This window comes from Cupriavidus sp. 05N39, assembly GCF_056397325.1.
Window position 1 is genome coordinate 60,207 of the sequence record NZ_JBFTNE010000014.1, and the last position, 20,929, is coordinate 81,135.

At 68.5% G+C, this 20,929-nt stretch carries 19 protein-coding genes; 8 read left to right on the forward strand and 11 right to left on the reverse strand.

Annotated features, from left to right (window positions below):
• Positions 1 to 42 precede the first annotated feature (42 nt).
• Both AC1DN0_RS09460 and AC1DN0_RS09465 read left to right on the forward strand, forming a co-directional pair.
• Positions 43 to 306, forward strand: coding sequence for an oxidoreductase-like domain-containing protein (locus AC1DN0_RS09460; RefSeq protein ID WP_441628802.1), 264 nt, complete (start codon positions 43 to 45; stop codon positions 304 to 306).
• A gap of 59 nt (positions 307 to 365) precedes the next feature.
• Positions 366 to 1,232 (forward strand): NAD-dependent protein deacetylase, encoded by an 867-nt coding sequence (locus AC1DN0_RS09465; RefSeq protein ID WP_441628804.1) that lies wholly within the window; start codon positions 366 to 368, stop codon positions 1,230 to 1,232.
• Between the two features lie 52 nt (positions 1,233 to 1,284).
• Here AC1DN0_RS09465 and AC1DN0_RS09470 read toward each other — a convergent pair whose 3' ends face one another.
• The 4 genes from AC1DN0_RS09470 to AC1DN0_RS09485 all read right to left on the reverse strand — a co-directional run bounded on the left by AC1DN0_RS09470 (position 1,285) and on the right by AC1DN0_RS09485 (position 5,123).
• The gene (locus tag AC1DN0_RS09470; RefSeq protein WP_441628806.1) at positions 1,285 to 2,196 is read right to left on the reverse strand and encodes an alpha/beta hydrolase; all 912 of its coding nucleotides are present in this window, start codon (positions 2,194 to 2,196) and stop codon (positions 1,285 to 1,287) included.
• 123 nt (positions 2,197 to 2,319) lie between these two features.
• Complete coding sequence (locus AC1DN0_RS09475; protein ID WP_441628808.1) at positions 2,320 to 3,159, reverse strand: AraC family transcriptional regulator; 840 nt, start codon at positions 3,157 to 3,159, stop codon at positions 2,320 to 2,322.
• An 81-nt stretch (positions 3,160 to 3,240) separates the two neighbouring features.
• Positions 3,241 to 4,392 (reverse strand): hypothetical protein, encoded by a 1,152-nt coding sequence (locus AC1DN0_RS09480; protein WP_441628810.1) that lies wholly within the window; start codon positions 4,390 to 4,392, stop codon positions 3,241 to 3,243.
• Positions 4,389 to 5,123: a hypothetical protein gene (locus AC1DN0_RS09485; RefSeq protein WP_477145675.1), complete on the reverse strand. Its 735-nt coding sequence runs from the start codon at positions 5,121 to 5,123 to the stop codon at positions 4,389 to 4,391. The genes AC1DN0_RS09480 and AC1DN0_RS09485 overlap by 4 nt, the downstream gene beginning before the upstream one ends.
• 474 nt (positions 5,124 to 5,597) lie before the next feature.
• Here AC1DN0_RS09485 and AC1DN0_RS09490 point away from each other — a divergent pair, with 474 nt between their 5' ends.
• The 3 genes from AC1DN0_RS09490 (at position 5,598) to AC1DN0_RS09500 (ending at position 8,695) form a co-directional block, all read left to right on the forward strand.
• A complete protein-coding gene (locus tag AC1DN0_RS09490) occupies positions 5,598 to 6,509 on the forward strand; it encodes a LysR family transcriptional regulator (RefSeq protein WP_035859863.1) in 912 nt (303 codons plus the stop codon).
• A gap of 153 nt (positions 6,510 to 6,662) precedes the next feature.
• A complete protein-coding gene (locus AC1DN0_RS09495) occupies positions 6,663 to 7,361 on the forward strand; it encodes a hypothetical protein (RefSeq protein ID WP_441628814.1) in 699 nt (232 codons plus the stop codon).
• Between the two features lie 74 nt (positions 7,362 to 7,435).
• Positions 7,436 to 8,695 (forward strand): MFS transporter, encoded by a 1,260-nt coding sequence (locus AC1DN0_RS09500; RefSeq protein WP_441628846.1) that lies wholly within the window; start codon positions 7,436 to 7,438, stop codon positions 8,693 to 8,695.
• Here AC1DN0_RS09500 and AC1DN0_RS09505 read toward each other — a convergent pair.
• Both AC1DN0_RS09505 and AC1DN0_RS09510 read right to left on the reverse strand, forming a co-directional pair.
• Positions 8,692 to 9,402 carry a GntR family transcriptional regulator gene (locus tag AC1DN0_RS09505; RefSeq protein ID WP_441628848.1) on the reverse strand — a complete coding sequence of 237 codons (711 nt, stop codon included), beginning with the start codon at positions 9,400 to 9,402 and terminating at the stop codon, positions 8,692 to 8,694. The two genes, AC1DN0_RS09500 and AC1DN0_RS09505, sit on opposite strands and share 4 nt — an antisense overlap.
• Positions 9,403 to 9,816: 414 nt before the next feature.
• The gene (locus AC1DN0_RS09510) at positions 9,817 to 10,029 is read right to left on the reverse strand and encodes a DUF3820 family protein (RefSeq protein ID WP_441628816.1); all 213 of its coding nucleotides are present in this window, start codon (positions 10,027 to 10,029) and stop codon (positions 9,817 to 9,819) included.
• Between the two features lie 153 nt (positions 10,030 to 10,182).
• On the opposite strand from AC1DN0_RS09510, the gene AC1DN0_RS09515 reads away from it, so the two are divergent.
• Positions 10,183 to 10,653 (forward strand): DUF2127 domain-containing protein, encoded by a 471-nt coding sequence (locus AC1DN0_RS09515; protein ID WP_477145676.1) that lies wholly within the window; start codon positions 10,183 to 10,185, stop codon positions 10,651 to 10,653.
• Here AC1DN0_RS09515 and AC1DN0_RS09520 read toward each other — a convergent pair.
• Positions 10,645 to 12,699, reverse strand: a complete 2,055-nt coding sequence (locus tag AC1DN0_RS09520; protein ID WP_441628820.1) for an ExeM/NucH family extracellular endonuclease — start codon at positions 12,697 to 12,699, stop codon at positions 10,645 to 10,647. The genes AC1DN0_RS09515 and AC1DN0_RS09520 overlap by 9 nt on opposite strands.
• A 207-nt stretch (positions 12,700 to 12,906) precedes the next feature.
• On the opposite strand from AC1DN0_RS09520, the gene AC1DN0_RS09525 reads away from it, so the two are divergent.
• Both AC1DN0_RS09525 and AC1DN0_RS09530 read left to right on the forward strand, forming a co-directional pair.
• Complete coding sequence (locus tag AC1DN0_RS09525) at positions 12,907 to 13,530, forward strand: HAD family hydrolase (protein ID WP_441628822.1); 624 nt, start codon at positions 12,907 to 12,909, stop codon at positions 13,528 to 13,530.
• 76 nt (positions 13,531 to 13,606) lie between these two features.
• Complete coding sequence (locus tag AC1DN0_RS09530) at positions 13,607 to 14,239, forward strand: CDP-alcohol phosphatidyltransferase family protein (protein ID WP_441628824.1); 633 nt, start codon at positions 13,607 to 13,609, stop codon at positions 14,237 to 14,239.
• A 51-nt stretch (positions 14,240 to 14,290) separates the two neighbouring features.
• Here AC1DN0_RS09530 and AC1DN0_RS09535 read toward each other — a convergent pair whose 3' ends face one another.
• The 4 genes from AC1DN0_RS09535 to AC1DN0_RS09550 all read right to left on the reverse strand — a co-directional run bounded on the left by AC1DN0_RS09535 (position 14,291) and on the right by AC1DN0_RS09550 (position 20,762).
• Positions 14,291 to 16,477: a phosphocholine-specific phospholipase C gene (locus tag AC1DN0_RS09535; RefSeq protein WP_477111218.1), complete on the reverse strand. Its 2,187-nt coding sequence runs from the start codon at positions 16,475 to 16,477 to the stop codon at positions 14,291 to 14,293.
• A gap of 140 nt (positions 16,478 to 16,617) precedes the next feature.
• On the reverse strand, positions 16,618 to 18,069 hold the full coding sequence (locus AC1DN0_RS09540; protein ID WP_441628828.1) for an aldehyde dehydrogenase family protein: 1,452 nt from the start codon (positions 18,067 to 18,069) through the stop codon (positions 16,618 to 16,620).
• Positions 18,070 to 18,269: 200 nt separating this feature from the next.
• A complete protein-coding gene (locus tag AC1DN0_RS09545) occupies positions 18,270 to 20,093 on the reverse strand; it encodes an ATP-binding response regulator (protein WP_441628830.1) in 1,824 nt (607 codons plus the stop codon).
• Positions 20,094 to 20,096: 3 nt separating this feature from the next.
• Positions 20,097 to 20,762: a response regulator transcription factor gene (locus AC1DN0_RS09550; protein ID WP_441628832.1), complete on the reverse strand. Its 666-nt coding sequence runs from the start codon at positions 20,760 to 20,762 to the stop codon at positions 20,097 to 20,099.
• Positions 20,763 to 20,929: the final 167 nt, after the last annotated feature.

Below are 20,929 nucleotides of genomic sequence, written 5' to 3' on the forward strand. Positions count from 1 at the left end.
CGGGGCGTACCGTATACTGATCGGGCAAATCAATCGGAGCAGATGGTGTCGGAAGAAAACCCGGCGTCCAAGGCAGGACGCAACCCAGAACCAGTGAACGCGCCGGAGCCGGCAGCGGCGGCATTGCCGCCCAGGCCTGTTGCCCCGCCGACGCCGGATATCAACGATTGCTGCGGCAATGGCTGCGAGCCCTGCATTTTCGACCTGCACGCCGAGGCGATGGAGCGCTATCGCGCCGAACTCAAGGCGTGGCTGGCGCTCGCCGGCCAGACGGCGGACACCAGCGCGGGTGGCCCCGTTTTCTGAGCCGCCGGCGCCGGTTCGCCTGGCGAATACGCCACACGCAACGCACAAGGAGCCCCCCCGTGCCCGTGCCCGTTACCGACCAGCCTGTCCTGGCCGATCTCCATGCGTTCGTGCGGGGCCATCCCCGCCTGCTCGTACTGACCGGGGCCGGCATCAGCACCGATTCCGGCATCCCCGGCTACCGCGACGCGCAGGGCAACTGGCAGCGCACGCCGCCCGTGCAGGCGCAGGACTTCTTCCGCTCGCACGCGGTGCGCCAGCGCTATTGGGCGCGCAGCATGCTGGGCTGGCCGGTGCTTGCCAATGCGCAGCCGAACGCCGCGCACTTCGCGCTGGCGCAATTGCAAACCGCCGGCTTCCTGCGCCAGCTGGTGACGCAGAACGTGGACGGCCTGCACCAGCGCGCCGGCAGTACCGGCGTGATCGAACTGCACGGCCATGTTGGCAGCGTGATCTGCCTGGCTTGCGGCACGCGCCGGACACGGGCCTCGCTGCAATCGCAGCTGGAAGCCGAGAACCCCGACCTGGCGGCGTTGCGCGCCTTGCCCGCCTCCGATGGCGACGCCCATCTTGAACTGGCCAGCTTCGAGGCGGTACGCATTCCCGCCTGCGGACATTGCGGCGGCGTGCTGAAACCCGACGTGGTGTTCTTCGGGGAATCCGTGCCGAGGGAACGCGTGGATGCCAGCATGCTGGCGCTGGCGCAGGCCGATGCACTGCTGGTGATCGGTTCGTCGCTGACGGTGTTCTCGGGCTACCGCTTCTGCCTCGCCGCCGGCAAGCTGGGCAAGCCTGTCGCCGCGATCAACCTCGGCCAGACCCGTGCGGATGCGCTGCTCGCGCTGAAGGTGGATGTGTCTTGCGCGGCGGCGCTGACGGACCTGGTAGCGCGGCTGGACCTGCCCGCAGGCGCCGCCGGCTACTGAGGGGCCCCTGTGCAAAGGCTGCGGCGGGGCGCTGCCGCGGCCTTTGTCGTGGTCAGGCCTTCAGATGCCTGGCGAACCATTCGCGCGCGGCCTGGCTGGTCGTCTCGAAGTGCTCCAGGTATGGCGTGAAGTGGCCGCCGGGAATCATCAGCAATTGCTTGGGCTGCAGGGCTTGTTCATAGGCGGCCAGGCACAGGTCGGTGGCGGTCAGCACATCCCTGTCGGCGACGATCATCAGCAGTGGTGTCGGGCTGATGCGGGCTATGTGGATGCCCGGTTCGTTTTCCCGTGCCATCTCCGCGCTGCGCAGCGTGACCTCGTTGCGCCAGTTGGGCGCGAAGGCGGCGGTACCGGTGAAGAACTGATAGCTGTCGGCCCCGGCCATGGCGCACGGCGTGGCGGGATCCGCGCTGACGGCCGCCAGCATGGCCGGGGCTTCGCCGCGAAAGCGCGCCAGCCGGTCGGCTTCGAAGGACGCCAGGGCTGCCGGCACCAGGTCGGCGCGCGTGCGGCGCAACGCCGACAGGTAGCCGCTGATCTGCGGCACCTGCGATACCACGCATCCGACGCGCCGGTCCAGCGCCGCCACCTCGAGCACGTGGCCGCCGCTGTAGCTGCTGCCCCAGATGCCAATGCGGTCATGCGCAATGCCGGGCAGGCCGCACAGGTAGCTGATGGCATCGCGATAGCCGCGTTTTTGCAGCGCCGGGTCCACCTCCTGCCGGGGCGCGCCTTCGCTGGCGCCGAAGTTGCGGTGGTCGTAGACCAGCACCGCAAAGCCGGCGGCGGCGAAGACTTCGGCGTAACGGTCCAGGTACTGCTCCTTGACAGCGGAAAAGCCGTGCGCCATGACGATGGCGGGGCAGGCGTCCGCCGGCGTTTCATTGGCTTCATGCCGGGCTTCGTAGAGCCACCCGCGCAGGGTGACGCCCTCGGAGACGAATTCGATATCCGTACGTGCCATGTCCTGTTCCTGATCCTGTTCCTGTTGCCGTGGCGGTTCCCCGTTCCCCGCATCCCGCTCGCGGGAGCGCATGCCTGTCACGATACGCCTGGAGCGGCCCGGCCTCTGCGCGGCCCAGGTCAATCACTGCGCCGGATCGGACATCCTGGCGTATTGGCTGGGCGTGGTGCCCGTATAGCGCCGGAACATGGTGGCGAAGGCGCCGGCCGTGTCGTAGCCCAGGTCGGCGGCGATGGTGGCGACCGGCTCACCCGCCGCGAGGCGTGGCAGGGCGTACAAGAGGCGCGCCTGCTGGCGCCAGTGCACGAAGGAGATGCCTGTCCCGGCCACGAACAGCCGCGCCAGCGTACGGCTCGATGCGCCCACCTCCCGCGCCCACTCTGCCAGCGTGCGCGCATCGGCGGGATTCTCGCGCAGCGCGCCGCAGATGCGCGCAAGGCGGCGGTCCTGGCTGGCGGGCAGGCACAGCGGCTGCTCCGGCGACCATGCGAGTTCATCCAGCAGCACGCCGAGCAGGCGGTCTTCGCGTGCGGTGCCGGCGGGACCGAGCGGTAGCGCGGCGGCGCGCAGCATCAGTTCGCGCAGCAGGGGCGAGACATTGACCAGTTGCGGCAGCGCCGGCGTGGCCGCCGGGCACGCTTCGGGGCGGATATAGAGCGTGCGCAGCGATACCATGCCGCGGGCGCGCATGCCGTGCTGCACGCCTGCCGGCATCCATAGCGCGCGCTGCGGCGGGACCAGCCACAATGACTGGCCGGCCGTGACCTCGACCACCCCGGCAACCGCATAGATCAGTTGCGCGCGCTCGTGCCGATGGGCCGCAACCACGACGCCGTCGGGGAATTCCTTGGGCATGACCGCGGCCGGGCGCGCGCCATGCTGGTAGTCGAGCGGATTGGTGCTCTTTGGCGGGTTGGCGGCAGCGCGCGGTCCGGAGGCTGCGTCTTTGCGCGGAGGAGGCATGGCGTAGGACGAGGATGGCGCTGKTGCAAGAGCGATGCCATTGCCGCCAGCGAAATCCGGATTGTACGCAGCGCGCCGTGCTCAGGGATTGGGCCGGGCGAGCGGATTGCCGGGACCGGGTGCTGGCAGTGCTTGCCGCGCATCGTCCGCGTGCAGCGTGAAGCTGCCCGCCGCGTCGGGTCCGCCGACGATCTGCAGGCCTTGCCGCAGCAGCCAGGAACGGATCTCGGCCTCGGTGGCTTCCGGGCGGAACTGCGCGCGGATGTCGTTGCCGCCGGTGCCAGGGGCCCGGGGCGCCGCCGCCGGCGTTGCGCTGTCGCTGTTGTAGCGCCACAGCAGCAGGCCGGATTGCAGGATGGCCAGGGCGGCGGCAAGGGCTGCAAAGGGCCTGACCCAGCGGCCACCGCTGGCGGGGCCAGCCGGGGCGGCTGGTGGATGCGGCATGGGCCTTTCTTTCCTGCCCTCGCTGCTGCCGGCCGTGCTTGCCATTGTGTCTTGCGCACAGTCCGGCCGCCCGCCGCGCGCCGCCGGTTGGGTTACCGGTTGCGGCACCGGCAGCGCCACCTCAAGGCCAAAGCTGGCAATGCCGCGCGCCAGCAATCCACGGTAGGCATGGCGAGGATCATCGGGCCCGGCCAGCGGCGAGCCGGTCAGCGCATAGCCGCCCGGTACCTCGGCGCGGGCGACCACGCCTGGCCGTGCCAGGTTGCCGGCAGCGGCACCGCGATCCCATTCGCCGAGCCAGCGCACCATCGCCATGCGCTCGGCCGCGAGTACACCGAGGCAGGCGCCAAGCTGGTCGGCACGCGCCTGCACCCGCATGGCACAGCACACCATGCCGAGGCGCGGATCGAGCGGATCGTCGCCTTGCTCCAGCACCATGTCCATGGAGCCGGCATAGGCAGGGTCGGGCGTGGCGAGCCAGCCTTGCCAGCATTGTCCAGCGGGGCTCCAGCGGTCGAGCAGGACCGCGCCGAAGGCGGGGGCGTGGCGCAGCGCGCGGAACTGGCCGGGCGCCAGCGCCAGGGCGCGCAGGCTACGGGCCTGGGCCGAGCGCTCGAAGGCCGCGGCGAGCGCGGGCGGGATGGGCAGCGCTGTCCAGTCGGTGCCGGCCGCGGCGGTAGCGCCGTCCGCCTGGAGGGCGGGCAGCGGGCCCTCGTCGGCGACCTTGGCGGCATTGCCGGCTTCGAGCCGCGCGGCGACAACGCTCAGGCAGGGGTGGAGGGTGCTCATGCCGTGCGCTGGCTGGCGGCGGGGTCCGCCTGCCTTGCCTGCTCTGTCAATGCAATCGTGCAGAGAATGTCCAGCAGGGCTTGCGCGGCCTCGGTGTCGCCGCGGTTGGCGGGATCGAGGGGGGTGGTTCGCGTGCCGCTGCACAGCGTCTGCGTAAGCCAGCGGCTCAGCAGGGTCTGGCTGTGCGCCGGCGCCAGGTTCTGGCGCGCCGTGGAAAGGCGATCGCCGCCACGACGATGCACCAGCCCGAGCGAACCGGCGCCAAAGTGCCCGGCGGCAATACGTGCGGCCAGGCTGCCGCTCACCGTGCCGCCGCAACCGCAGGCGCGCAACAGCAAACGCGAGGCCTCGGGCAAGCCAGCCAGGAAAGCCCTGGCGCCGGCTTCGGCGGATTCGGGGCTGACGCCATACGCGTCGAGGCTGGCGCGATGGATCTGCCCGGCGCCCGGCTCGCAGGGCGGGTTCGCGAAGGGCGGCATGTCTGGCATGCCGCTGCGCTGCAGGTCGAGCAGGAAGCGGCGGAAGTAAAGGCGCAGGTCGTCCGCGTGCGCGGGGCCGTTGCGCCCCTCGCCGGGCATCACGCGCTCGATGAAGAACTGATGGCGCAGATCGGGCRAGGCGTCGTCGAGCGACGCGGCCTCGCGCGGGCGGTAGTTAGCCAGAACAGCCATCACGCGTTGATAGAACTCTTCCCACGCATCGCGCGAGAGCGTCTCCCGAGTGTTCCACAACGCCTTGATCCTGGGAAAGTGCTCCGAAGACAAGACTGGACCTTTCTATGGTTGTTGCTCTTGTTGTTTTTTCAGCGCTGGCTCTGTTTTGCCTGCCCGTCGCAGGCCGCATCCCTTGCCTGCCGGCAGAGCGGACGCGCATTGTAGCGCTTGCGCGCGAGGAAAAAGCGCACGCGGCGGCGCTTATCCGGTCCTTGCCGCGCCCCGGCTTACGCCCACTGGGCTCCTGCGGGCACCACCCCACGTCAGAGGGGATGTTTGTTGTGCTGCACATGACACCGATGGCGCCAGGGCAAGCTAGGGAATGCCACTACAGCACTGGCGCGGATATTGCATACAATCTCCCTGTTAATTCTGTGAAATTTCACAAGGCGATAAACATGCATTTGCCGGAACCGGACCAACCTGGTCGGGAGCAGGTTTGACGGAAGGGGCGCACCACTGTGGGGCGCGGCCGGGCCGGGGTGCCGCGCCATGAACACGCGCTTCGTCGAAGCCTTCATGTGGGTGGCCCGCCTCGGCAGCTTTCGCGCGGCGGCCGAGAAGCTGCATATCACCCAGGCCGCGATGTCCAATCGCATTGCCTCGCTGGAGCAGGAAATCGGCGCGCGCGTGTTCGAGCGCGAGGCGCGCGACCTGCGGCTCACGCCAGTGGGCCTGCGCCTGCTGGGTTACGGCGAACGGCTGCTGGAACTGCAGCGGGAGATCATGGTGCTGGGCCGCTCGGGCCATGAGTTGCTGGGGCTGGTGCGCATCGGCGCCATCGAGAGCGTGGTGCATACCTGGCTGGTGGATTTCCTGCGGCATCTGCAATCGTCCTATCCCGGTATCGAGGTGCAGATCACTTCGGAAACCACCGAAGGCCTGCACAAGACCTTGCGTGCCGGCGGCATCGATATCGCCTTGCAGACCGATCCCGCGGTGGGCGAGGGCATCACCAGCACGCCGTGCCTGCCGATGGCGATAGGGTGGATCGGGCCGGCCGGGACGGCACAGCCGGGTGAAGGAAAGCTGGCCTCGCTGCTGCAGCACCCGACCATCACCATGAGTCCCGGTTCGCAGCCGCACCTGGCGCTCAAGGAGCTGTACCGCAAGGCGGGGTTGCCGGTCGGCAAAGTGCACTGCGTCAGTTCCATCGCGGCCATCGTGCGCCTGGTGAAAGCCGGCTTTGGCAATGCGCTGATGCCGCTGGCGCCCGTGCGCGAAGAAGTCGAGCGCGGCGAGCTGCGCGTGATTGCGTGCGACGTGCCGCTGCCGCATCAGCGTCTGGTGGTAAGCCATCTCGATCACGCCGCGTCGGAGGCGATCCGGCTGGTCGCGGAGCTTGCGTGCCGCGAATCGGATCGCTTCGTGCGCTCGCTGCCCGCACCGTTCGCGCCGGAGTGAAGCTCCGCAGTGCGCTACGCTGGTGCGCGAACGCGGCCGGGTCGAACAGAAAAACTGATCGGAAACACGAAGAAAAACCCGTTTGTCGCGCGCGGTGATCGCGCCGATCATCAACTCACCGCTTTGGAATCAGCGTGGCAACCGGAGAGTTTGATGAGCGAGATGTTTGCGACCGAGAGTTTGGCGATGGAACGCCTGGCGGGGATCGCCCCGCAGGGCATGTTGTTCGTCGCGTCCAATGTGGACGCGGCCGATGAGGCAGATTTCAATCAGTGGTACGACCGCGAGCATGTCGAGGAGCGCGCCCGTATCGAAGGCTTTATCTCCGCGGCGCGCTATGAGGCCGTGCAGGGCGGCCCGAAGTATCTCGGCCTGTATCGCACCGAGTCGCTTGCGGCATTCACGTCCGCGGCCTACCAGGCGGCGTTCCGCCGCCAGACGCCGTGGTCCGTGGCCAACCTGGCGCGCATGCGCCAGCCGATGCGCCGCGTGAGCGAAGTCACCGCCACGGTCGGGCAGGGCAGCGGCAGCTGGCTCGCCGTATTGCCGCTGGCGCAGCCGGAGGACGCGCTGGCGCTGGTCGATCTCGCTGGCGAGGTGGGCGGGCAACTCTCCGCGCGGGCCGGTTTCGTCCAGTCCTACCTGCTGATGCCGGACGCGGAGCTGAGCCAGCCCTTGCCGAAGGAATGCCTGGCGGACCGGCAGTTGCTGCCCATCCTGGTGATCGAGAGCAGCGCCGCAGCCGCGAGCGAACTGGCATTGCAAGAAGCCGCTGAACGGCTGGGCGCCTCGCTGCAGCAGGCTGCCCGCTACGCACTCAAGTGGAAGCTCTTCGCGCGGGAGGTGGTGTGATGCACAACGCCAACACGATTTCCGCCGCGCCGGGCGCATCCGGTGCCGCCGCTACCGGCACCGCCGCGCCGAAGATGGGCCGCCTGGCCGCGGCCAGCACCATCGGCACCACGCTGGAATGGTACGACTTCACCGTCTATAACCTGATGGCCGCGCTGGTGTTCAACGCGGTTTTCTTCCCTTCGTTCGATCCGCTCACCGGCACGATCCTGGCGTTCTCCACCTACGCGGTGGGCTATGTCTCGCGCCCGCTTGGCGGCGTGTTGTTCGGGCACCTTGGCGACAAGCTCGGCCGGCGCTTCGTGCTGGTCGCCACGCTGGTCCTGATGGGCGTGGCCACGGGCCTGATGGGTCTGCTGCCCACCTACATGTCGTGGGGCATCTGGAGCCCGATCCTGCTGGTGGCGCTGCGCTTCCTGCAAGGGGCGGCCATCGGCGGCGAATGGGCGGGCGCGGTCCTGCTGTCGATGGAACACGGCGAGCAGCACCAGCGCGGGCGCAATGCTTCCTTTACCCAGGTGGGGCCGTCGTGCGGCACGCTGCTGGGCACTGGCTTTATCGCCGTGGTTTCGCTGTGGCTGAGCCCGGAGGACTTCCAGGCCTGGGGCTGGCGCATTCCGTTCCTGTCGAGCGTGCTGCTGGTCGTCTTTGGGTTGTGGCTGCGCAAGGGCGTTGAGGAAACGCCGATGTTCAGGGAGATGGAGGCGCGCAAGAGCACGGCCAAGACCCCGATCAAGGAAGTGTTCGTGGATCACTGGCGGCGCCTGCTGCTGGCCGGCGGCGTGCGCATTGGCTCCGACGTGCTCTATGCGCTGGTGGTGGTATTCACGCTGACCTACGTGACCAGCGTGCTGCACCTGTCCCGGCCGCTGGCGCTGACCGCGACCATGATCGGGGCGGCGTGCAACGCCATTGCGGTGCCTTTGTTCGGCAGCCTGTCGGACCGGCTCGGGCGCAGGCCAGTGTATATCGCCGGCGCCTTGCTGGCGGTGGTGTGGGCCTTCGTCTTCTTCCGGCTGATGGACAGCGCGCAGCCGCTGCAGATCTGCGCGGCAGTGGTGGTCGGGCTGATCATCCACGCCATGATGTACGGCCCGCAGGCGGCCTTCGTGACCGAGCAGTTCCCCACGCGGGTGCGCTATGCCGGGTCGTCGCTGGCCTATACGCTGGCCGGCATCGTGGGGGGCGGTTTCGCGCCGCTGATCATCGCCAGCCTGTACAAGTCGTATGGCTCGACGCTGGCAATCTCGCTGTATGTCAGTGCCGCCCTGGCGTTGACGCTGGTGGCTTTGCTGGCCGCCCGGGAAACGGCGAACAAGCCGCTGGAGCGCTAAGCCTGGTCCGCCGCCGCGAAGACGGTTTCGCGGCGGCCTTGCAGCAAGGACTGGCGAAAAGAAAGCACATGTGCCGTGACCGAGCTGGCCGCCGCCGCGGCATCGCCGTCGCGCAGCGCCTGCAGGATGGCGCGGTGCTCGGCGCCGACTTCGCCCAGGTGCCCTTCGGACGACAGCGAGATGGCCCAGAAGCGTTGCGAGCGCGCGTGCAGCACCTTGAGGATCTCGATCAGGATCGGGTTACCCGAAATTTCCGCGATCTGTTCATGGAACAACCGGTCCAGGTGGGTCACCTGCGGCAGGTCGCGCTGCGCCACGGCATCGTCGACCTGGCGCAGGATGGCCTCGAGTTTCTGCAAACCGGCGGGGGTGATGCGCTCGGCGGCCAGCCTGGCGCACAGCGTTTCGTTGGCCAGCCGTACGTCGATCAGGTGCAGGGCGTCGTCGATGGAAAGCGGTGCGACCACCACGCCCTTGCGCGGCAGGATCTGCACCAGCCCTTCGTTGGCGAGCCGGTGCAGCGCCTGGTTGATCGGCGTGCGGCCAATGTCGAGATCGTCCACCAGGGTGGAGATATTGAGATGCTCGCCGGGACGGTAGACCAGCGTGGTCAGCCGCTCCCGCAGGCCGGTGTAGGCCCGCTCATTCTGCGATGGTTCTTCAGTCCTGGTCCGGGCGCGCGATGAGCCGGCGCTACGGCGATCCACTGATGGCAAAACTCTCTCCCGACAACACGGCGATGCGTGCAAGGGCGATATCGTACTACCAAAAGCCGGCGCGAACGCCTGGCCTTACGCTCACGGTGCCTGGCGGTGCCGAAGACGTCTTTCCATGTGGATGCCGGCGCCCGTGGCTGGGGAACTGTGGCACGCGCTGCTTTGCCGTCTGGGCGATGGCGACGACCTTGCCGCCCTTGACCTGGGGCAGGGCCGCGTTGGTCTGGTTGAACATGCCATCGACCTGCCCGCCCATCACTTCGGTCAGTGCCGGACCGGCGCTTTATAGGACACCGGCGTCACCTTGCCCGGGTTGGCACTGGCGAAAGCGACGAGTCCCTGCACGGCGCAGGGGCGGTCCATTCACAGGATTGCCGCGGGTTGAGCCGGCAGGCYGCGGATGCGCTAACGGCCACGCAGCGGGTCCAGCAGGCTGGCCAGTCCGTTGTGGTCGAGTTCATGCATCAGCGCCAGCAGCTTGCCGATCTCGCCGGGCGGGAAGCCCTCGCGCGCGAACCAGTTCAGGTAATTGCCGGGCAGGTCCGCGATAACGCGGCCCTTGTACTTGCCGTAGGGCATGGTGCGGGTGAGCAGGAGGGGCAGGTGTTCGGGATTCATGTGACGGCCTCGGCCCGGCATCGGATGGCGCCGGCCGGGGAATGTTACCAGTGTGCCCCGGCGCCTTGAGCGCCTGGGCGGGGGCGCCGGGTTTGCCGCTGGCCGCCGCGCCGGGGTACGATCGCCACCTTACCGTTGACGAGGATAGGCAAGATGGCAAAGCACGGTTCAGGCACTGGCCTGAAGGGAATCGCGCTGTTCGAGGCCGCCAAGGGTGCGGTGGTGATCCTTGCCGGACTGGGGCTCATAGCGTTGCTGCACCGTGATGCGCAGGCGCTGGCCGAGGCGATCGTTGCCCGCCTGCACCTGAACCCGGGAAGCCGCTACCCGACTATCTTCCTGTCGCTGATGTCCGACCCGAGCAATGCGCGGCTTTGGGCCATCGGCGGCTCCGCCGCGACGTACTCGGCCATGCGCTTCACGGAGGCCTACGGCTTGTGGTGCCAGCGGGCCTGGGCGAAGTGGCTCGGGGTATGGTCGGGTGCGATCTATATCCCGGTTGAAATGTATGAGGCAGTGGTTCACCCCAGCGCGCTGCATATCGGGCTGGCCATCGCCAATGCGCTGATCGTGGCCTATCKGGCCAACAGCATCAGGCGCGATCCGGCGGGGGCATCAGCGTAGCGGGGAGCGGCCGGCAAAGCGATGCCACGCGGCTATCGCCACGGTGCCGGCCAGGGCCAGGGCCACCATCACCCAGGGATCCACCACGCCGCCACCGCCCCCGCCGCCGGTTTCCGCCCCATTGCCAGCGCCGCTGTTCCCCGCGTTGGCGCTTTCCGCGCTGCCGCCCGGCTCGGTGCTGTTGCCGTGCGCGGCGGCATCGTCGCGCAGGGCGACGTCCACCACCAGCGGGTCGTGGTCGGATGAGCGATAGGCATCGGGCGCATAGAAGGATTGTTGCTGGGCCTCGCTCTTGTGGGCCAGCGGATAGGCCAGCGCGATCGGCTCGTCGGCATTGATATGCCAGTGGCGCGCCGCGAGAATGCGGCTGGCCGCACCGGCATCGGCAAGCGCGTGGTCGATATAGCCGGCCTCGCCTCCGTAGACGTAGCTGTAGGCGCCGCCGCCCGCACTGGCGAAGCGGGCGATCATGTCGGCATAGCCGCGCTCGGCCAGCAGGCGGATCGGGTCTTCCTGCGCGTAGCTGTTGAGGTCGCCGATCACCAGCCGGCCATCGTCCGGCACGCCGGTGGGCGCGGTGCCGAGCCAGTCCGCGATCCGCGCGGCTGCCGCCACCCGCGTGGGGTTCCAGCAACTCTGGCCGTCGCGCTGGTCCGCATTGGCGCCGCGGGCATCGTTGCAGCGCTTGGACTTGAAATGGTTCACCACTACCGTGAGCTTGCGCGGAAGGCCGCGCAGGCGGAAGGTGGCGGCCAGGGGCTGGCGGGTCCGCTGGCCCAGCTCGAGCGTGGCCGGCTTGCCTGCCGGTTCCACGGTGCGGGCGTTGTAGACCAGGGCGACCTTGATGACATCGCGGCCGAGTTGCTCCACGCCGGGGTCGATAAAGCGCCAGTCGGGCCCGAGCTTGTCCGTCAGCCGGCGGATGGCGCTCAGCGCGCCATAGCCGTTGTTCTCGATCTCCATCAGGCCGATCACGTCGGCGTTCAGCCCATGCAGCGCGCTCAGGATCTTGGCTTCCTGCCGGGCAAACTCGGCCGGGGTCCGGGCGCCGCGGTTGTCGGGGTCATCGAAACCCGCGCCCCGGCCGTCGCCGTTGAAATAGTTTTCCACGTTGAATGCGGCAACGCGCAGGTCGGTGCGGGCGGTGCGTACCGGTGCACCCGTGCGCGGGTTGGCGGGCCGGAACACCGGTGGCGGTGCGCCCGGAACGGGCTGCACGCGCCAGCTGCCATGGCGCCGCTCCAGCACGCCCTGCACGTCGGCGACGGTATCGCCGCCGCGCAGCGTATTCGAGGCGCCGAGACCCGGTGCGGGATGGATGACGAGCGGCGGGTTTTGCCGGCTGGAGCCGTCGTCCAGGGTCAGGCGGTTCAAGGCATTGGCGGCGGCCTGGGCGGCGGCGGCTGCGCCCGGCAATGCCACGTTGGTGGGCAGCGGCAGACGGCCATGGCTGAGCACCACGCTGCCGTACCGGCCCAGTTCGAAGGTTTCGCTGACGGTAAGGGTCTGCGGCAACCGCACCAGCATGCCTTCATAGGCCGCCAGCGCGCCCGTGTCGGGCACGGGCAGCGTGACCACGGCGGGGGTGACGGCCTGGGCCGATGCACAGACCGTTGCCTGGCCGGACTGCCTCAGTTGCATCTGGCCGGACCGCTCCTCGACGGTGCCGAGCACGCGGACCAGGTCGCCGGTACGCGCCGCCGCGCGCGGCGCGTGCACGAACAGGCCTTCCGACACGCCGGGGCGGTTCTGGCGCCGGGTGTCGGCCTGCTGCACGAAGTAGCCGCTGAAGCCGCCGGTGCCCGAGTAGTCCGCCGTGACCACGGCCTCCACCGCCACCCTGCGGCCGACGGACGGCGTGCCTTCGCTGGCGTCGCGGAGACTGGCGATCAGCGTGGCCGGCGCGCCGCATTGCGGCGAGACGGCGGCAGGCAGCGTTCGCGGCGATTCGGCATGGCCCACGTCGGCGTGGGCGGACATCGCGATGCATAGCCATGCCAGGCAGGCTGGCATGAGGCGCGGAAGGAAGGGGTTTGGCGGGGACATGGCATGGGCTCGGCGGATTGCGTGGCACGGCGCCAGCCGCTGTCGGGGCGTGGCGCTTGCGTGACCGGGGCGCCCACGGGGCGCATGGACCGGTAACGGCAAGCTTAGGGGGAATGCCGTGCCCGCATGTTGAGAGAAATCTCATATTGACGGCCGGCAGACTCTGCGAGAATGCTGTCTTGTCTTCAACCGAGCCAACGAGATACCGTGACCGTCCGTGCCGTAGTGTTCGATTTTGGTGGCGTGCTGTTCGACTGGAGCCCGGAGTACCTCTATCGCGAGTTGATCCCGGACCCGCAAGAGCGCGCCCGCTTCCTGTCGGAAGTCTGCTCGCCCGCCTGGAATATCCGCCAGGACGCGGGCAGGCCGCTGCGCGAGGCCACCGAGTCGCTGGTGGCCGAGCATCCGGCGCAGGCCGGCCTGATCCGCGCCTTCTATGACCGCTGGCCGCAGATGCTGCGCGGGCCGCTGGCCGACGGCGTGGCGTTGCTGCGGCGCCTGCACGTCGCGCGGGTGCCGCTGTTCGGCCTGACCAACTGGTCCAGCGAGACCTATCCGCACGCCTTGCGCAGTGGCGATTTCCTGTCATTGTTCCGCGATATCCTGGTGTCCGGCGAGGTTGGCATCGCCAAGCCCGACCCGGCCATCTACCGGTTGATGGAGGCGCGCATCGGTGCGCACATGCCGGGAATCGCGGCGCGGGAGCTGCTGTTCATCGATGACAGCGCCGCCAATGTGGCGGCGGCACGGTCCCTGGGCTGGCAGGCCGTGCATCACGTCGGCGCAGGTGAAACCGCCAGCGCGTTGCGCGACGCGGGATTGCGTTTCTAGTCACGCCGCCGCCTGGTTCGTTTCTTGTTGGCGAGCCGGGAGTTTTCATGCGCCAGAGGATTCAGGAGTTCGCCCCATGGCATCCACACCAGAACGTCCCAAGCATTTTTCCATGGTCCGCGAGCTGCATCTCGCCGACCTGTTCACACTCGGCAACGCGGCCTGCGGCATGGCATCGGTGTTCTTCGCCATGTTCTACGTCGCCACGCAGTCGTCCGCCCATTTCATGGCGGCGGCAGCGCTGGCGCCGGCGGCCTTTATCTTCGACGTGCTCGACGGCCGCATCGCGCGCTGGCGGCACCAGCACTCCGCGCTGGGCCGCGAGCTGGATTCGCTCGCGGACATCATCTCGTTCGGGGTCGGCCCGGCAACGCTGGCGTTTGCCGCCGGCATGCGCGGTGGCTGGGACATGGCGGCGCTGGTGTATTTCGTCTGCTGCGGCGTGAGCCGCCTGGCACGTTTCAACGTGACCGCCGAGATCTTGTCCGAGGGCAGCGACAAGGTGGCGTACTTCGAGGGCACGCCAATTCCCACCAGCGTACTGCTGACCGGCGTGCTGGCCTTCTGCGCATGGCAGGGCCGGGTGGGCGATGCGCTCTACGGCGGCGTGTGGGCCATCGGGCCGGCGGACCTGCATCCGCTCGCGCTGCTGTTCGTGCTGTCTGGCTCGCTGATGATCAGCAAGACCTTGCGCATCCCGAAGATCTAGGGGCTGCACGGAGTTTGGCCGGCACGAATTTGCAAGACTGGGGAAAGCGCTTCACGCAGGCGCCGAGGATCCCGCCGGCTGCCATTGCTCCCCGATGGCACGGCCACTCATGGCGGGGTCGCTCACCGAGGGCGCGCCGGTTTCCATGCGCCCGGCACAGCGCCGCGCGTAGCCGGGCAGGGCGGCTACGGTCACGGTGAAGTCGTACCAGCCGCCCGATGCGTCCACTGGCCATGCCAGGGTGCTTCTGGTGCGGGCTGCCACGGTAGTGCTGCGGGCCGCGCCGCTAACGTAGGCGTTGGCAGCCAGCATGAACGTGCAGGGCTGGTCCGCATCGTTGCGCAAGGTGATGCGCAGGCTTTGCGCGGAGATGTCGTAGACGATCCCGATCTCCGGTGCGGGCACTGCGCCCGCGGTCCCGGTGAAATGCCGGTGCCAGCCGTTGGGGCCGAGCACCCACAGGTCATAGCGGCCGCCGTCGGCGCGCGTGTCCCAGTTGCCCGCCAGGCGCTTGCCGGCTTCGACCGTATAGCGGCGCGGCAGGCGCTCCAGGTGCAGCCGGTCGTAGACATGAAACACGGCCCCGGCCCGGCCGCTATTGGTAAAGCTCAGGTGCAGCGCGGCACTGCCGGCATCTGCCAGGGCCTGCGCGTGCAGCGCATAGGGGAGCGCCCGCGAGGGGCGCGTGCCGCCGGCTTGCACGGGCAACTCGGGTAGCGCGGGGATGACCGGTATGCGCGTGCCCTTCAGCGCCCGCGCTCGCGCCGCGCGTGGCGCGGTGGCTGGCAGCGACGCCACGGCGTCGGATTGGTCCGGCGCGGCGAAATCGAACAGCGAGGTGAGATCCCCGCAGACCGCGCGGCGCCACGGCGTGATATTGGGCTCGTGCACGCCGAAGCGGGCTTCGATGAAACGAATCACCGATGTGTGGTCGAACACCTCGGAGTTGACCCAGCCGCCCTTGCTCCACGGCGAGATGGCGATCATCGGCACGCGCATGCCGAGGCCGTACGGGCGATGCAGGTAGCGCGGCAGGTCGTCGGCTTCCACGCCGGTGATCAGCTCGTGGTATTCGCCGCGGGTGTCGGCGGTGGAGGCGCCGGCCAGCGTGGCCTGTGCCGGGTCCGCGTGCCACGCGAGGTACGACGGCACCGCCGGCGGCGGCATATGGTCGAAGAAGCCATCGTTCTCGTCGTACATCAGCAGCAGCACGGTCTTGCTCCAGACCGCCGGGTCGGCCGTCAGCGCGTCGAGCACGGCGGACACATAGGCCGCGCCCTGCGCCGGGCTGGACGGGGAGGGATGCTCGGAGCCCTGCCGCGTGGGGCAGATCCACGACACTTGCGGCAGGCGGCCTTCCAGCACGTCCTGGCGCAGCAGGTCCAGGTTGCGCGTGCCCAGTGCCTTGTCCCTGAGCGCGGCCTGCGCACCCGGCACGCCGCGATAGGCATCCCGGTAGGTCTTGAACCCGACGGTGGCATTGAGCGCGTAGTTGTCGGCCATGTCCTGGTAGATCTGCCAGCTGACGCCGGCGGCTTCGAGCCTTTCGGGATAGGTGGTCCAGGCATAGCCGCCATCGGGCTTGCCGCCGCCGAGCTTGTTGTAGGCGTTGCCGATGGCCGGGCCGTTGCCCTTGCCCAGCGGGTCGTTGGTGCCGCTCCACAGGAAGCAGCGGTTGGTATTGGTGCCGCCGAGAAACGATGCGTGGTAGGCATCCGCCACCGTAAAGGCATTGGCCAGCGCGTACTGGAAGGGCACGTCGCCCTCCTTGAAGTAGCCCATGGCGTGACGCTTCTTGAAGGTGGGCCATTGCTGCATGCAGCCTTGGCCCCAGGCGTCCTGCGTATTCGACCAGGTGTGCGGCGTGCCGGTGACGCGCATGAGTTCGAACACGTGCTCCGTATCGAGATGGAACGGCGCGAGCGTTGCGGGTGCGGCCGGGTCGCTCACGTCGCGCTGGTACCAGACAGTCTTGCCGGCGAGGCCCGGGCCGTCGGCCACCGGTATCGGGAAGCGGTCGGCAAAGCCACGCACGCCCCGCATTGCCCCGAAGTAATGGTCGAAGGCCCGGTCTTCCTGCATCAGCACCACGATGTGCTCGACGTCGCGCAGGCTGCCGGTGCGATGGTTGGCGGGAATGGCGAGCGCCTTGCGGACGGCGGGCGGCAAGAGGGAAAGCGCGCCCGCACCGGCAACGGTGCCGGCCGCCGCGCGCAGGAACTTGCGTCTGTCAGGCATGGAGGAGGGACGTAATGAACGGATCGTGTGGCGCGCAATGCCAAGAACAACACCGGCAAATCCGGCAATGCCGGCGCATCCGCGATCTTAACCCTCCTGGCGTCGGGCGGGGAGGCGCCGCCGTGCCTCCCCTCGTTCGCCTACTGCCGCAGCGACAACCAGATCGCCTTGGGCTCGGTGAAGTTGTCGATGGCGGCGTCTCCGTGTTCACGGCCCAGTCCGGAGTCGCCGGCGCCGCCCCAGGGCAGCCGTACGTCGGTGGGGCCATAGGTGTTGATCCACACGGTGCCGGCCTTCAGGTCTGCGGCTACCTGGTGCACCCGGCCGATGTCGGCGCTCCACACGCCCGCTGCCAGGCTGAATGCGGTGCCATTGGCGATGCGCACGGCGTCGGCTTCGTCCTCGAAGCGGATCACGCTGGCGACCGGGCCGAAGATCTCCTCCTGCGAGACGCGCATTTCGTGCTCGACGTTGGCGAACACGGTGGGCTGCACGAAATAGCCTTTGCCGCCCACGCGCTCGCCGCCAGTCACCGCGATGGCACCCTCGCGCTTGCCGATCTCCACGTAGTCCAGCACGGTCTTCATCTGCGCGGATGAGACCAGCGGTCCCATGGTGGTCTCCGGCGCGGCCGGATCGCCCACGCGGATCGAGGCGGCGCGGGCGGCGAGCTTCTCCACCACCTCGTCGTAGACCTCGCGCTGCGCCAGGATGCGCGAGCCGGCCGAGCACACCTGGCCGGCATTGAAGAAGATGCCGGAGGCGGCCGCGCGCACGGCGGCGTCCACGTTGGCATCGGCAAAGATCAGGTTGGCGGACTTGCCGCCCAGTTCCAGCGTGACGCGCTTGAAGTTGGCGGCGGCGCCCTGCATGATGCCGCGCCCCACGCCGGGCGAGCCGGTGAAGGTCACCTTGTCGATGCCGGGATGCGCCACCAGCGCATTGCCTACCACGCTGCCCTTGCCGGTGACGATATTGAGCACGCCGGGCGGCAGGCCGGCTTCCAGCGCCAGTTCGCCGACGCGCAGCGCGGTCAGCGGCGTGATCTCGGCGGGTTTGACAATGAGGGTGCAGCCGCAGGCCAGCGCCGGCGCGATTTTCCACATGCCGATCATCAGCGGGAAGTTCCACGGCACGATGGCGGCGACCACGCCGACCGGCTCGCGCACGGTGTAGGTCAGCGCGCCGGGGCGGGTCGGTACCACCTGGCCGTTGATCTTGTCGGCCCAGCCGGCGTAGTAGCGCACGGTATCGATCACCGCCGGCATGTCCTGGCGCCGCACGGCGGCCAGCGGTTTGCCGGCATCCAGGCTCTCGAGCGCGATCAGTTCCTCCTGATGGGCTTCGAGTAGTTCGGCAAAGCGGTACAGGATGCGGCCGCGCTCGGCTGCGCGCAGGCCGTTCCAGACCTTGAGCGCGGCGCGCGCGGCGGTCACCGCCAAGTCCACGTCGGCGGCGCTGCCCTGGGCGACCAGGGCGATCGGCTGCTCCGTGGCAGGGTTGATATCGGTGGAATACTCTCCGGTGCCGGGTGGCAGGCGCTTGCCGTCGATCAGCAAGTCGTGTCTTGGCAGTTCGGGCTGCGTGCTCATGGTGGCTCCTCGCTAGGATCGGTGAAACCTGGCGGCACGTTGGCGAGAAAGCGATGCGGCTTGCTGATGGCGCCCGTGCCGACTGTCACGATGCAGTTTGGGTGGGCACTGGCTCTAAGTCCAATTAATAGGACGGATCAATTAATACGAAAATCGCATGAATGAGGGGGCGAGGGGCGCTGGCGAGCCGCTCAGGCCCCTCAGCGCCCGGCACGCGCCATGCGGTCCGCGCCATTGCCGGCGGCGGAGCGGGGGATATCCTGGCGCCAGCCCGCATCGCGCAGCAGGGCGGTCATGGCGGTATGCAACTGTTGCGCCACTACGGGCTTGTGCAGCAGTGCGGCGCCGCCGGCATGCACGCTGCGCAGGCGATCCGGGGCGGTATCGCCGGTAATGATGACGGTGGGCAGGGCGTGGCCCAGCCGCTCGCGGATCGCCATCATCGCTTCCTGGCCAGTGCGCTCGCCGCGCAGGCGGTAGTCCGCCAGCAACAGGTCGGGTCTGAAGGTGTCAAGCGCCGCCAGCGCTTCTTCCTCGGATTCCAGCGCCAGGCAAACGGCTTGCCAACTCTCCAGCAGCGCCCTCATGGCGATGCGGATCTCCTGGTCGTCGTCGATCACCAGCACGCGCAGCCCGCGCAGACCGGGCCTTTGGTGCAAGCTGGCGGCGGGTGTCTCGGCACGGTCTTCGGTCACGGGCAGGGCGAAGCGGAACACCGAGCCGCGGCCGGGCCGCGAATTCAGCAGGATCCGGGTAGACATGGTGCGGGCCAGTCCTTCCACGATGGCCAGGCCGAGCCCCAGGCCTTTGCGCTGGTCACGCTCCGGGTTGCCCAACTGGTGGAACTCCTTGAAGATGGCGCGATGCTGGGACGCGGGGATGCCGGCGCCGGTGTCCCAGACCTCGAGCACCATGCTCTTGCCCCGGCGGCGGCATGCCACCAGCACGCCGCCCTGGCTGGTGTAGCGGATGGCGTTGGCGATCAGGTTGCGCAGGATCAGCTCGACCAGCGTCGGATCTGCAAACACGGTGGCGGTGGTATCCCGGGTGCGGTAGAACAGGCCGCGCCCGTCGGCCTGCGGCGCAAACTCGTTCTCCAGCTTGTACAGCAACGGCTGCAGGAGGAACGCGCGCGGCCGGGCGGTGATCACGCCGGCGTCCACCTTGGAAAAATCCAGCAGCGTGTTGAGCATCTCGCGCGCGGCACAGGAGGCGGCCTCGATGTGCGTAAGCAACTGGCGCTGCTTGTCGGTGAGATCGGACCGGCCCAGCGTGACCACGAACAGGCCGAGCGCGTGCAGCGGTTGGCGCAGGTCATGGCTGGCCGAGGCCAGGAATACGGATTTGGCGCGGTTGGCTTCCTCTGCCTCGCGCTGTGCGTTTTCCGCGCGGGCGGTCTGCTCGCGCAATTGCGAGATCAGTTCCACGTTGGCAAAGCGCAGCGCGATGCCGTGGCGCGCCACGCGCGCGTAGTTGCGCGCGAAGATCATGAGCACAACGAGATAGAGCGGCGTGCCGAGGAACATGGCCAGATAGGCGGCATCGCCGGTGGCGATGAAGACCGCCCAGACCGGCACGATGGCCGGCACGAAGAAGCCCACGGCGACCGGCAGGCAGGCGGAGAACACCGCCAGCGCGGCCGCGCTCATGCCGGCGATCAGCGACAGGATGCAGATCACCGTCGCGGGCGACTTCACATCCATGTATAGCCATGCCGCCAGCCCCCAGAGCGCGCCGATCAGTGTCAGCAAGGCCGTCATGGCACGGGCGTAAAGACCCGCTTTGGCTTGGCTCGTGCGCTCGGGCAGCCTGCGCCGCCCAAAGTGCCCGGCGGCGCAGGCCAGGCCCATGGCGAGGGCCCACGGGAAGGCGCCGGGATGCCCGCCGCCCAGCGCCAGCCCGAGGGCCAGGATGAAGGCCGCCAGCGCACAGCCCAACATGGCGATGCCGAAGCTCTGGTCGATCAGTTCCATTTCCGCGGCCAGCAGGCGCGGTTCGTCGAAGCGGGGGATGAGCAAGGCCATGACCTACCTGCCTGTCTGCACCAGGCCGCGGCGCTGCGCCTCGAGCACCGCCTCCACCCGGCTGACTACGCCGAGGTGATCGAGAATGGCCGCCACGTGAACCCGGACGGTGTTCTCGGAGAGGCCCAGATGGTGGGCAATGATCTTGTTCGAGCGGCCCTGGCTGAGTTGCTCCAGCACTTCAAGCTGGCGCGGCGTGAGCGAGCTGGACTGGTATGCGATGCCGTTGGCCGTGCCGTTTGGCGTGCCGTCCGGATTGTCGTGGCTCTCGCCGGTCGGGTCCGGAATGAAGTAGGTGTCGCCCTGCTGGCAGGCGGCGATGGCTATCTCGATCTGGACGCTGTCCGCGGATTTCGGCAGGAAGCCGGCAATCTCCTTGCGTACCTCGGCCGGGATGGTCTCCAGCCCGGAGGTGCCGGAAACGATCAGGATGCGCGCAACGGGAAAATGGCGGCGCAACACCTTGACGCCTTCGATGCCGTTGAGGCCGGGCATCTGGATGTCGAGCAGGATGATATCCACGGTGGCGCCGCGATGCGTCTCCACCGCGCCCATGACGGAACCCGCCTCGATGATGCTTGCCACGCTTGGGCTGTCAGCCAGCACCAAGCGCAGGCCGGTGCGGAACAGTGTGTGGTCGTCGATCAGCAGCAGGTGGGCGTTGAGCATGGTAGGAAGTTGGACGGCGGCCGGCGCGCCGGCAGCGGCCGCTGGAACCACGGTAATGCGAAAGGAGCGCCGGTTCAAAGCGATCGTCAAGGGCGAATTGGACTAGATTATTGCAGTGTTGTCCATTTCYCCACTAAAGAGGGGATACGCAATGCAGAGCCCGGCTT